This is a genomic window from Limnohabitans sp. (genome assembly GCF_040401135.1).
Taxonomy (GTDB): domain Bacteria; phylum Pseudomonadota; class Gammaproteobacteria; order Burkholderiales; family Burkholderiaceae_C; genus Limnohabitans.
In genome coordinates, this window is sequence record NZ_JBBAOV010000004.1 from 46917 (window position 1) to 58932 (window position 12016).

14 protein-coding genes are annotated in these 12016 nt (G+C 56.1%); 11 read left to right on the forward strand and 3 right to left on the reverse strand.

Annotated features, from left to right (window positions below; translation table 11 throughout):
- Positions 1-1960 (reverse strand): Rne/Rng family ribonuclease (locus ABWP81_RS02165; RefSeq protein WP_353138861.1); only part of this gene is annotated, 1960 nt, incomplete at its 3' end.
- A 560-nt stretch (positions 1961-2520) separates the two neighbouring features.
- On the opposite strand from ABWP81_RS02165, the gene ABWP81_RS02170 reads away from it, so the two are divergent.
- Genes ABWP81_RS02170 through ABWP81_RS02185 form a run of 4 tightly spaced genes read left to right on the forward strand, consistent with a single transcriptional unit; the run spans position 2521 to position 5573 of the window.
- On the forward strand, positions 2521-3534 hold the full coding sequence (locus tag ABWP81_RS02170; RefSeq protein ID WP_353138864.1) for an RluA family pseudouridine synthase: 1014 nt from the start codon (positions 2521-2523) through the stop codon (positions 3532-3534).
- Positions 3531-4196, forward strand: a complete 666-nt coding sequence (locus ABWP81_RS02175; protein ID WP_353138867.1) for an HAD family hydrolase — start codon at positions 3531-3533, stop codon at positions 4194-4196. Before ABWP81_RS02170 ends, ABWP81_RS02175 begins: the two co-directional genes overlap by 4 nt.
- A gap of 5 nt (positions 4197-4201) precedes the next feature.
- On the forward strand, positions 4202-4585 hold the full coding sequence (locus ABWP81_RS02180; RefSeq protein ID WP_353138870.1) for a Rieske (2Fe-2S) protein: 384 nt from the start codon (positions 4202-4204) through the stop codon (positions 4583-4585).
- 19 nt (positions 4586-4604) lie between these two features.
- Positions 4605-5573 carry a S49 family peptidase gene (locus ABWP81_RS02185; RefSeq protein WP_353138873.1) on the forward strand — a complete coding sequence of 323 codons (969 nt, stop codon included), beginning with the start codon at positions 4605-4607 and terminating at the stop codon, positions 5571-5573.
- A 3-nt stretch (positions 5574-5576) separates the two neighbouring features.
- On the opposite strand, the gene ABWP81_RS02190 is transcribed toward ABWP81_RS02185, so the two are convergent.
- Positions 5577-6347: an SAM-dependent methyltransferase gene (locus ABWP81_RS02190; protein ID WP_353138876.1), complete on the reverse strand. Its 771-nt coding sequence runs from the start codon at positions 6345-6347 to the stop codon at positions 5577-5579.
- A complete protein-coding gene (locus ABWP81_RS02195; protein ID WP_353138879.1) occupies positions 6344-6949 on the reverse strand; it encodes a Maf family nucleotide pyrophosphatase in 606 nt (201 codons plus the stop codon). The genes ABWP81_RS02190 and ABWP81_RS02195 overlap by 4 nt, the downstream gene beginning before the upstream one ends.
- 26 nt (positions 6950-6975) lie before the next feature.
- Here ABWP81_RS02195 and ABWP81_RS02200 point away from each other — a divergent pair, with 26 nt between their 5' ends.
- The 7 genes from ABWP81_RS02200 (at position 6976) to acpP (ending at position 12001) form a co-directional block, all read left to right on the forward strand.
- Positions 6976-7515 carry a YceD family protein gene (locus tag ABWP81_RS02200; RefSeq protein ID WP_353138882.1) on the forward strand — a complete coding sequence of 180 codons (540 nt, stop codon included), beginning with the start codon at positions 6976-6978 and terminating at the stop codon, positions 7513-7515.
- A 101-nt stretch (positions 7516-7616) separates the two neighbouring features.
- Positions 7617-7799, forward strand: a complete 183-nt coding sequence (rpmF, locus tag ABWP81_RS02205; RefSeq protein ID WP_100131470.1) for a 50S ribosomal protein L32 — start codon at positions 7617-7619, stop codon at positions 7797-7799.
- A gap of 75 nt (positions 7800-7874) precedes the next feature.
- Complete coding sequence (plsX, locus tag ABWP81_RS02210) at positions 7875-8906, forward strand: phosphate acyltransferase PlsX (RefSeq protein WP_353131706.1); 1032 nt, start codon at positions 7875-7877, stop codon at positions 8904-8906.
- Between the two features lie 12 nt (positions 8907-8918).
- Complete coding sequence (locus ABWP81_RS02215; RefSeq protein ID WP_353131705.1) at positions 8919-9920, forward strand: beta-ketoacyl-ACP synthase III; 1002 nt, start codon at positions 8919-8921, stop codon at positions 9918-9920.
- A 40-nt stretch (positions 9921-9960) separates the two neighbouring features.
- Positions 9961-10911 (forward strand): ACP S-malonyltransferase, encoded by a 951-nt coding sequence (gene fabD, locus ABWP81_RS02220; RefSeq protein WP_353138885.1) that lies wholly within the window; start codon positions 9961-9963, stop codon positions 10909-10911.
- A 15-nt stretch (positions 10912-10926) separates the two neighbouring features.
- On the forward strand, positions 10927-11670 hold the full coding sequence (gene fabG / locus ABWP81_RS02225) for a 3-oxoacyl-ACP reductase FabG (RefSeq protein ID WP_353138888.1): 744 nt from the start codon (positions 10927-10929) through the stop codon (positions 11668-11670).
- A gap of 91 nt (positions 11671-11761) precedes the next feature.
- Positions 11762-12001 carry an acyl carrier protein gene (acpP, locus tag ABWP81_RS02230; protein WP_104801359.1) on the forward strand — a complete coding sequence of 80 codons (240 nt, stop codon included), beginning with the start codon at positions 11762-11764 and terminating at the stop codon, positions 11999-12001.
- The last annotated feature ends 15 nt before the right edge of the window (positions 12002-12016 follow it).

Consider the following 12016-nt stretch of genomic DNA (forward strand, 5'->3'; position numbering starts at 1 on the left):
GGGTCTCAACGCCATCGGCGTTGCGCTCGTTACGGCCGTCGGCGCCGCGCTCGTTGCGGCCGTCGGCGCCGCGCTCTGGACGATCACCGCGCTCGGCGCGGTCACCACCACGGCCACCGCGACCACCACGGCCGCCTCGGCCATTGGCGCTGCGACCATCACGGCGCTCGCCGAGTTTTTTGTCGTCCAGCGCTGGCTTGGTTTTTTCTTCCGTGTCGCTGCTGAACAAGCCTGTGACCCAACCCCACAAACCAGTTTTGGCTTCGGGTGCTTTGGCTGCTGGCTTGGGGCCGCGTGGGCTGTGTGCAGGTGCAGCGGCTTTCACCGGTGCCGCAGGCTTTGGCAAATGTGCCGGAGCGGGCGCATCAGGCAGCACGCCTTTGATGACAGGCGTTTGCTTGTTGGTGGGCTCTTGCGAGCGTCGGGTCACGGCGGTGGGGTCTTCAAACTCCTCGGCCATTTTGTAGCTGGCTTCCACGCGGTCGAGGCGTGGGTCGTCGTGCTTCAGACGCTCCAACTTGTAGTTCGGTGTTTCCAGTGTCTTGTTCGGCACGAGCAACACGTTCAAGCGTTGTTGGATTTCGATCTTGGCAATCTCTGTGCGCTTTTCGTTCAGCAAGAACGAGGCCACTTCCACCGGCACTTGGGCGTAAACGGCAGCCGTGTTGTCCTTCATTGCTTCTTCTTGGATGATTCGCAAGATTTGCAGGGCTGAGCTCTCGGTGTCACGTACGTGGCCAGAGCCGCCGCAACGAGGGCAAGGTATGGAAGCGCCTTCGCTCAGCGCAGGACGCAGGCGTTGGCGGCTCATTTCCATCAAACCGAATTTGCTGATGGTGCCAAATTGCACGCGCGCGCGGTCATGACGCAGCGCATCGCGCAAGCGGGTTTCCACATCGCGGCGGTTACGGCTTTCGTCCATGTCAATGAAGTCGATGACGATCAAGCCGCCCAAGTCGCGCAAGCGCATTTGGCGGGCCACTTCGTCAGCGGCTTCAAGGTTGGTGCGTGTAGCGGTTTCTTCGATGTCACCGCCTTTGATCGCGCGGGCCGAGTTGACGTCCACTGACACCAACGCTTCGGTGTGGTCAATCACAATCGCGCCGCCCGATGGCAGGTTGACGGTGCGGGCGTAGGCCGATTCGATTTGGTGTTCGATTTGGAAGCGGCTGAACAACGGGGTTTCGTCGCTGTAGCGCTTCACGCGAGCGGCGTGCTCAGGCATGACATGGGCCATGAACTGATGCGCTTGCTCGTAGATGTCATCGGTGTCGATCAGGATGTCGCCGATATCGTGGTTAAAGTAGTCACGGATGGCCCGGATCACCAAGCTCGATTCTTGGTAAATCAAGAACGCGCCTTTGCCGCCCTTCGCGCCGTCAATAGCGGTCCACAACTTGAGCAAGTAGTTCAAGTCCCATTGCAACTCAGGTGCGCTGCGGCCAATGCCAGCGGTGCGCGCGATGATGGACATACCCTTTGGGTATTCCAATTGGTCCATCGCTTCTTTGAGTTCTGCGCGGTCATCGCCCTCGATGCGACGGCTGACGCCACCGCCGCGAGGGTTATTGGGCATGAGCACCACATAGCGACCGGCCAAGCTAACGAAGGTGGTCAGGGCTGCGCCCTTGTTGCCACGTTCTTCTTTTTCCACTTGGACCAACAGTTCTTGGCCTTCCTTGATGACGTCTTGGATGCGCGCTTGGCTCACCGATACGCCTTCAGTAAAGTACTGCTTGGAGATTTCTTTGAATGGCAAAAAGCCATGACGGTCTTCGCCGTAATCTACAAAACAAGCTTCGAGCGATGGCTCGACGCGGGTGACTACTGCTTTGTAGATGTTGCCTTTGCGCTGTTCGCGGCCTTCGATTTCAATTTCATAGTCAAGCAGTTTTTGGCCGTCGACGATGGCCAGGCGGCGTTCTTCCGACTGGGTTGCATTAATCAGCATCCGTTTCATGATGCGGTTCCTTCACGTGTCAATTCATCACAGGCCCATGACGGGCCAACGATGCCTGAGGGGACGTCAGAGAACGAAGGGAATTGCCGCTGAAACCGAAGCCGCCGCGCGAATCAAAATGTGATTAGCGCAGGGGACGGTGTGTGGGCGCGTGGATAAGGGCAAGAAGTCGCGGTTGTCCTGTTGTCGAGTGCGTGGCTTGATCGGCCGTTGCAGGGGAGACAGGGCTGGTCCAGCGGGCAATGGTGCGACGCGCAACGCTGCACACCAAAGGTGGCAAAAGCCACTTTGTGCAGAGTTCCATCAACATCATCATTGCCACAACCATCGTTTTTGCTTCTTGCAGTCATCCGTCATGAAGGCTTTTCAAAAGAGCCTCCACAACTTGGGGTATTCCATTTCGGTGTTTTCTGAGCGTCGGCTCAACTTTTGGGGCGAGTGCCACTCAGTCTCTTGGGTACTGGGTCTGCGTCTCGGGCACAAAAGGGGCATCGACCTTACCGCGTTCTACAGTACATGGTCTAATCTGTGTTAAATCAAGCACTTAGAGCAAAACGCTGGTGAATCACATTATAGGGGCTTCGGCCCCAACCCTTGCCCCCTCGGTAAAAACACTGACAGTCGACGAAGACTCGACGGGTCAACGTTTAGACAACTTTCTCATGCGCCACCTCAAGGGTGTGCCAAAAACCCACGTCTATCGAATTATTCGCTCAGGGGAGGTGAGGGTCAACAAAGGCCGCGCCTCAGCTGACCAGCGCGTGGAGACTGGCGATTTGGTGCGTTTGCCGCCGGTGCGCATTTCGGCCCAAGTGCAGGCCAAGGCTGACGCTCCCGCCCCAGCTCGTGAGTTTCCCGTCCTGATGGAAGACGAGGCCATGATGGCCATCGACAAACCCGCAGGCGTGGCCGTGCACGGCGGCAGCGGTGTGAGCTTTGGCGTGATCGAGCAATTGCGCCGCGCCCGCCCAGCTTCAATCAACCTAGAACTGGTGCACCGCTTAGACCGCGAAACGTCAGGTGTGCTGCTGGTGGCCAAAAAGCGCAGCGCGCTTAAAAACTTGCAAGACCAGTTCCGTGATCGCGAAACGGGTAAAACCTATTTGGCTTTGGTGTTGGGCCTGTGGCCATCGAACAAGAAGGTGATTGACTCGCCCTTGTTTAAGTACACCGTCGAAACCGGCGTAGGCGAGGGTGAACGCCGCGTCAAAGTGGTGGACAAAGACGATCCAAACGGCATGCGCTCCATCACGCTGGTGCGCGTGGCGCGCACGGTGGGCCCATACACCTTGCTGGAAGTGACCATCAAGACCGGACGTACCCATCAAATTCGCGTGCACTTGGCCAGCCAAGGCCATCCGATTGCGGGTGACGATAAATACGGTGACTTTGAGCACAACAAACTGCTGCACAAGATGGGTCTCAAGCGCATGTTCTTGCACGCCTGGCAGCTCAAGTTCCAGCATCCGCAAAGCCACCGCCCCGTCAGCCTGCAAGCGCCGCTGCCGCCAGAGCTGAAAAACTTTGTCGATGGCATACAGCCTCCCATCATTCAGCCGCACCTCGACGTATGAGCACTCGCCCGCGCAAGTTTGATTTGATTGCCTTCGATTGGGACGGCACGCTGTTTGACTCCACCCAAATCATCACCCGCTGCATACAAACTGCGGTAGTAGATGTAGGAGGCGCCAAGCCCACGGACGAGGCCGCATCGTATGTGATTGGGATGGCGCTGATGCAGGCGCTGGCACATGCCGCGCCCGATGTGCCACAAGACAAGTACCCGCTATTGGGTGAGCGTTATCGTTTCCATTACATGAAACACGCCAACGACATTGCTTTGTTTGAAGGTGTGTTGCCTTTGCTGGCCGCTTTGCGCCAACGGCACCATTGGCTGGCTGTGGCTACCGGAAAAAGCCGCCGTGGTTTGGATGATGCTTTGCACACGGCTGAGCTCAAGGGCGTTTTCGATGGCTCGCGCACGGCAGACGAAACCGCAGGTAAGCCCCACCCCCGCATGCTGCACGAGCTGATGCGCGAGTTTGGCGTTGAGCCCGAGCGCACCTTGATGATTGGAGACACCACACACGACTTGCAAATGGCTGTGAACGCCGGCTGCGCCAGTGTGGGTGTGAGCTACGGCGCACACGACCACGGCCAGTTTGAACCCTTGAACCCACGATTCATCGCGCACTCTGTGAAGGAGTTGCACGATTGGTTGTTGGAGAACGCGTGATAGCCATGAATGACTTTGCTTCTCACCTGATGCCCTTGTGCAACAGCACCGACTTGGCCGAGGGTGGACGCGCCGTGCCATTTGATGTGGTGTTTGCGGGCCAAACTTGCCGCGCGTTTGCCATTCGCTTTGAAGGCCAGCCGCATGCGTATTTGAATCGCTGCAGCCATGTGGCAATGGAGATGGACTTCCAACCCGACCAGTTTTTTGACGCCTCCGGCCGATGGTTGCTTTGCGCCACCCACGGCGCTGAGTACGCGCCCGACACGGGCGAATGTAAGGGTGGCCCGTGCCGTGGTGGCTTGGTCAAAATTGACCTCAGCGAAGAAGACGGCGTGGTCCGCTGGCATACTGCTTACAACTTGAAACCTTTCGAATTTTTAGACTAATTTACGAAAACCCATTGATATGTCCGAACAGCACACAAACTCCGAAAACCCCAGCCACAAAACGGTGTGGGAGCGCGATACCTTAGAGCGCTTGGCGTTTGCCACGCTGGCCGAACAGCGTGCCAGCCGTCGCTGGCGCATTTTTTTCCGTTTTGCTTGGTTGTTCCTTGTGGCCGCATTGCTTTGGATGGGCATGCACAAAGGCGGTGTGACAGGCGCCAACATTAGCCAACCCCACACCGCGGTGGTGGCCATCAAAGGTGAAATCGCCGATGGGTCCGATGCCAGCGCCGAGTGGGTGGTGACGGCTTTGCGTGCTGCTTTTGAAGACGAAGGCTCTCAGGCAGTGGTGTTGCAAATCAACTCCCCCGGTGGCAGTCCCGTGCAAGCGGGCATCATCAACGACGAAATTCGCCGCTTGAAAGAGAAGCACAAAAAACCGGTCTACGCCGTGGTGGAAGAGTCGTGCGCTTCGGCGGCTTATTACATCGCTGTGGCCGCTGACGAAATTTATGTGGACAAAGCCAGTATCGTGGGCAGCATTGGCGTGCTGATGGATGGTTTTGGGTTCACGGGTTTGATGGACAAACTGGGTGTGGAGCGCCGCTTGATGACAGCAGGCGTGAACAAAGGTTTCTTAGACCCGTTCAGCCCCCAGACCAAAAACCAACGCGCCCACGCGCAAACTTTGCTAGACCAAATTCACAAACAGTTTATTCAAGTCGTGCGTGAAGGTCGTGGCAAACGTCTGAAAGAAACGCCGGAGTTGTTCAGTGGTTTGTTTTGGAGCGGTGAGCAGGCAGTGGACCTTGGCTTGGCCGATGGCCTGGGCAACCTAGACTATGTGGCCCGCGAAATCGTGAAGGCAGAAGAAATTATTGACTACACGCGCCACGAAAACGTGGCTGAGCGTTTGGCCAAGCGCTTTGGTGCTGCCATCGGCGAGGGTGCGGTACGTGCCATGCAAACCATGCCCGTGGTGCGCTAACCCCTACTTGCCAATCAAAAACACAGTGGGCTCGCCGGAAATTTGGGCCTTGCCCATACTGCGCCAAGCTTGCACAGTTTTGCAGTGCACTTGCATGCTGGACATGGTCAAGCCACTGGCGCGAGCCAAGCGCGTGTTGCCTTGCAGGCCACTGACCAAGGCTTCCCATAAAGCTTGGTTGCGGTACGGCGTTTCAATAAACATTTGAGTCTGGCCAAGCTTGGCAGCGAGGCTTTCCAGCTCGCGCAAACGCTGCGTGCGTGCAGCGCCGTCTTGCGGCAAGTAGCCGACAAACGCAAAGTTTTGTCCGTTCAAACCACTAGCGGCCAAGGCCAGCAGCAGGGATACGGGGCCGACCAGCGGCACCACGCGAATACCCAACTCGTGCGCGGCGCGCACCACCGACGAGCCAGGGTCAGCCACCGCAGGCATGCCGGCTTCGCTGACCAAGCCCACATCGTGGCCTGCCAAGGCGGCTTGGAGCAGGGGCTTGGCGTCAAACTCACCGTTGTGGTCACCTTTTTTGTGCACCTCGCGGGGCAGTTCGGTGATGGTGTTTTCTTGAATGGTTTTGGCTAGCGGCACGTGGGCATCGACGCGCTTCAAAAAGGCGCGGGTGCTCTTTGCATTTTCAGTAATCCAGTGCGTCACATTTGCCGCCACGCGCAGGGTCTCTTGCGGCAGAACATCGGTGATGGGGGCTTGGGTGTCGCACCCAAAGTCAAGCGGCGTAGGTACAAGGTAGAGCGTGCCTTTTTGAGGTGCAGCGGTCATGGCTTCATCGCTCCCAGCAAGTCGATGCCCGCCGCGCGTAGCAGACGAGCGGTGCGGATCATGGGCAAGCCAATGAGAGCGGTAGGGTCGTCGCTGTCGATGGCGTCAAGCAGGGCAATGCCTAAGCCTTCGCTTTTGGCGCTGCCCGCGCAGTCGTAGGGTTCTTCCGCACGCAAGTAGGCTTCAATTTCGATATCGCTCAGGTCGCGAAAACGTACCTTGATTTGTGCAAGTTCGGTTTGCTCAAAATTACTGGCTACGCAAACCACTGACACGGCGGTCTGAAACACCACGGTCTGGCCGCGCATGCGTTGCAGTTGCAGCACGGCACGCGCGTGGTTGCCTGGCTTGCCCAGGGGCTCTCCGTTGAGGTCAGCCACTTGGTCTGAGCCAATCACCACCGCGTTGGGATGCAGGATGGCCACAGCTTTTGCTTTGGCCAAGGCCAGACGGACGGCTAGGGCTTGTGGGGCTTCGCCGGCCAGAGGCGTTTCATCCACATCGGGGCTGACCACATCAAAAGGCACACGCAAACGTTGCAACAGTTCGCGGCGGTATCGGGAGGTAGAGCCCAAAATCAGGGCGCGTTGAGCAATAGACATGGCTAGATTCTCTTACACTGGCGCGCATGCAAACACCAAAGAACCTTCACGCCCTTGATGTCAAAGCCTTTACCAAAGCGCAAATGCACCTAGAGGGCGACACCCCCTTGGCAGAGTTTGAGCGTTTGGCCGCAGACTGTAGCGGTAAGGTGACGGGTCACGTGTCGTGGTCAGCGCAAGGCGCTATTGACCCAGAACAGCGCGGCAAAGACGATGCTTGGTTGCACCTTGAAGCCAAAGCCACCGTGCCCTTGACCTGCCAGCGCTGCTTGCACCCCGTGCAGGCGGAATTGCTCATTGAGCAAGATTTCCGCTTTGTGGCCGATGAAGCCACGGCTCTGGCCGAAGATGAGGAGTCAGATGAAGACCTGCTGGTCTTGGAGGACAGCTTCGACTTGATGGCGTTGATTGAGGATGAGTTGCTCATGAGCTTGCCCTTGGTGCCTATGCATCCTGCCTGTTTGAGTGAGCAGGCGCCAACTTCTGCTGAAGAGGAGGCTATCTTGGCTGAGGTCAAACCCAACCCATTTGCAGTGTTGGCATCGCTTAAAACTCGCAAGCATTGAAATCCCAGGAGTTAAGCTATAATTATTGGCTTCGTGTCACGCTGACCCTCGGTTGGTTTGTGGCCCAACGGTTAAACCACATTTAGTTCTAGGAGCCAATCATGGCTGTTCAGCAAAACAAAAAATCTCCTTCCAAGCGCGGCATGCACAACTCGCACACAGCATTGACAGCGCCTGGTACAGCCGTTGAGCCTACAACGGGTGAAATTCACTTGCGTCATCACATCAGCCCCACCGGTTTTTACCGTGGTCGCAAGGTGTTGAAGACCAAGTCTGAAGCTTAATTACTTCACTCTTCATAGGCCCGTGGCTGTCTTTGGCGCCTCGGGCTTTTGTTTTTTTGACGATAAGAAACCTGCATGACCACTCTAGCTGTTGATTGCATGGGTGGCGACCATGGCCCGTGCGTCACGCTGGTGGCTTGTCGCCGTTTTTTGGAAACTCACCCAGACGCAAAGCTTTTGCTAGTGGGTTTGCCAGATGCACTGTCGTCTTTTTCGCATCCTCGCGCTCAAGTCATTGCGGCTTCCGAGGTGGTGGCCATGGATGACCCCATCGAAGTCGCGCTGCGACGCAAAAAAGACTCGTCCATGCGCGTGGCGATTGAGCAAGTCAAGACCGGTGCAGCCCAGGCGGTGGTATCAGCTGGCAACACGGGTGCTTTAATGGCGATCGCACGCTATCTCCTGAAAACCATCGACGGTATCGACCGTCCGGCCATCGCTGGTCGCATGCCTGACTTTAAAGGCGGTGGCACCACCATGCTCGATTTGGGTGCTAACGTTGACTGCACACCTCAACATTTGCTGCAATTTGCCGTCATGGGCTCTGCGCTGGTGTCCGTGCTCGACAACATCGAAAATCCGACAGTTGGCTTGCTCAACATTGGCGAGGAAGACATTAAAGGCAGCGAAGTCATCAAGAAAACCGCTGATTTGTTGCGAAATGCAGCCAAATCAGGCGATTTGAATTTTGTGGGCAACGTTGAAGGCACCGATATTTATGAAGGCGTGGTGAATTTGATCGTGTGTGATGGTTTTGTAGGTAATGTGGCCTTGAAAGCCAGTGAAGGCTTGGCGCGAAAGATCAGTGAAACACTTAAAAATTCATTTACGCACAACATCTTCACCAAAATAACAGGCATCTTTGCTTATCCTGTTCTATCTGACTTTAAGGACCGGGTCGATCACCGCCGTTACAACGGCGCAGCACTGCTTGGCCTGAATGGCATCGTTTTCAAGAGCCACGGCTCAGCCGATGATGTAGCCTTTGGTACTGCTTTGAACCGCGCGTATGATGCAGCTCACCATAACTTGCTCGAACGTGTGCGTTCTCGAATTGCCCATGCGGCTCCTTTGTTAGCCCTAGGACAATCAGACGTCTCGGCCTGAGCCAACAGATTAATGACCCTTTTCTCCCGAATCACCGGCACCGGAAGTTTTCTCCCTCCCCGCCGGTTGACCAACGCAGACTTGGTCGCGGAACTCGCCACACAAGGTGTGGAAAGCTCGGACGAATGGATTGTTGAGCGCACGGGTATCCGTGCTCGCCACTTTGCCGCCCCCGACGTCAACAGCAGCGACTTGGCTTTCGAGGCTTGCAAGCAAGCTTTGGATGCCGCAGGTCGCAGGCCGCAAGATATAGACCTCATCATCGTCGCCACGTCCACGCCTGACATGGTGTTCCCCTCCACCGCAGCTATCTTGCAGCACAAACTCGCCAAGTTAGACGATGAAGCTGCAGGCATTGCTGGCGCCCCCGCGTTTGACGTTCAGGCGGTGTGCAGCGGCTTTATTTATGCGCTGACCGTGGCCGACGCCATGATTCGTGCGGGTAACGCCAAGCGTGCCTTGGTGGTGGGCTCTGAAATTTTCTCGCGCTTGCTCGACTTCCAAGACCGCACCACTTGTGTGTTGTTTGGCGACGGTGCTGGCGCTGTGGTGCTAGAGGCGTCAGAGACGCCTGGCATTTTGGCCACAGACATCCATGCCGATGGCAAACATGCGGGCATCTTGTGCGTGCCGGGTCATGTGTGCAACGGCAATATTTTGGGTGACCCTGTGCTCAAGATGGACGGTCAAGCCGTGTTTAAGTTGGCTGTGGGCTTGCTTGAGGGGGCAGCTCGCACCGTACTCGACAAGGCGGGTTTGACGGAGGCCGACATCGATTGGCTGGTGCCGCACCAAGCCAACATCCGCATCATTCAAAGCACAGCTAAAAAACTCAAACTGCCCATGGAAAAGGTTGTGTTAACCGTTCACGACCATGGCAACACCTCAGCGGCATCCATTCCACTGGCCTTAGACCACGCCGTGCGTTCTGGTCAAGTTAAAGCCGGCCAAACCCTCATGCTTGAAGGTGTGGGTGGCGGTTTCACTTGGGGCGCGGTGCTCGTCAAGCTGTAAGTCTGCACAAGACTTGCTCTGTCAATTTTCTACATACGTTATGACTTCATTTGCTTTTGTATTTCCAGGTCAAGGCTCTCAATCCGTCGGAATGCTCGACGCTTGGGGTGATAACCCTGTGGTGGCTCAAACCTTGGCAGAAGCATCAGATGCCATGGGCGAAGACTTGGTCAAGTTGATTCAGGAAGGTCCCAAGGAAGTTTTGGGGTTGACCACCAATACACAGCCAGTGATGTTGGTGTCAGCCGTCGCGGCTTATCGCGCTTGGTTGGCCGAAGGCGGCGCTGTACCGAGTGTGGTTGCAGGACACTCCTTGGGTGAATATTCAGCATTGGTGGCTTCGGGTGTGTTGACGCTGGCTCAAGCCGCACCTTTGGTGCGCTTCCGTGCCCAAGCCATGCAAGAGGCGGTGCCCGTGGGTACCGGCGCCATGGCCGCTATTTTGGGTATGACTGCGGCGCAAGTGATGGCAGGCTGCGCCGAAGCGCAAGCCACTTTTGGCGCAGACTCTGCCGAAGTGGTGGAGGCTGTGAACTTCAACGACCCAGGTCAAACCGTGATTGCTGGCAGCAAAGCTGCCGTAGAAAAAGCCTGTGAAGTGCTTAAGGCCAGCGGCGCCAAACGTACCTTGTCTTTGCCTGTTTCTGCACCATTCCACTCCAGTCTGATGAAGCCTGCTGCTGAGCGCCTGAAAGAAAAACTCGCCACCACTACTTTTGCTACTGCGCAAATTCCTTTGGTGAACAACATCGATGTAGCGGTGGAAACCGATGCCAACCGCTTGCGTGATGCGTTGTACCGCCAAGCCTTTGGTCCTGTGCGTTGGGTCGAGTGTGTGGCGGCCATTAAGGCGCGCGGCGTGACCACCTTGGTCGAATGCGGCCCAGGCAAGGTCTTGGCTGGCATGGTTAAGCGTATCGATGCAGATTTAACAGGCTTGCCTTTGTTTGACCCAGCCACGTTGGCCGAAGTCAAAACTGCTTTAGCTTAAATAAAAGAGAAGACGATGAGCGACAACAAACAACACATTGCCTTGGTAACAGGCGCTTCGCGTGGCATCGGTGCAGCCATTGCCCAAGACTTGGCCCAACAAGGCTACTGTGTCATCGGCACTGCCACTTCGGACGAAGGCGCAGCCAAAATATCACAAACCTTGTCCGCGCATGCAGGCTGCCGCGGTGCGAACCTCAACGTCAATGATGCAGCAGCGATCGACGCTTTGCTGGAGCAAATCATCAAAGACCATGGCGCTTTGCATGTGTTGGTGAACAACGCTGGCATAACCCGCGACACCTTGGCCATGCGCATGAAAGATGACGATTGGGATGCCGTGCTCGACACCAACCTTAAAGCCGTGTTTCGCATGTCACGCGCCGTGATGCGTCCCATGATGAAGCAGCGCTATGGCCGCATCATCAGCATCACCAGCGTGGTGGGTGCTTCTGGCAATGCAGGACAAGCCAACTATGCTGCAGCCAAGGCCGGTGTGGCTGGCATGACTCGCGCTTTGGCGCGTGAACTGGGCAGTCGGGGCATCACGGTCAACTGCGTAGCCCCAGGCTTTATCGAGACCGATATGACGGCCTCGTTGCCTGAAGAACAACAAAAAGCCTTGCTGGGTCAAATCCCATTGGGACACCTCGGTAAGCCAGCTGACGTTGCCCACGCTGTGGCCTATTTGGCTGGCTCTCACGCCAGTTACGTAACGGGTCAAGAGTTGCATGTCAACGGCGGTATGTTCATGGCTTAAGGCCATTTGCAGCAAAACAAAAAACAGAATCAATACGGTCAGTCCGTCCGGTTAAAATAGCGGTCTTATTCACAACCCTTAGAGGGAATCCATGAGCGATATCGAACTGCGTGTCAAAAAAATCATTGCTGAACAACTCGGCGTTGAAGAGTCTCAAGTAACCAACGAAAAAGCTTTCGTGGCTGATTTGGGTGCCGACTCCTTGGACACAGTGGAATTGGTGATGGCATTGGAAGATGAGTTTGGTATTGAAATTCCAGACGAAGATGCCGAAAAAATCAACACCGTGCAAAACGCGATTGACTACGCGTTGACCCACAAAAAAGCCTAACTATTAGGAACACCG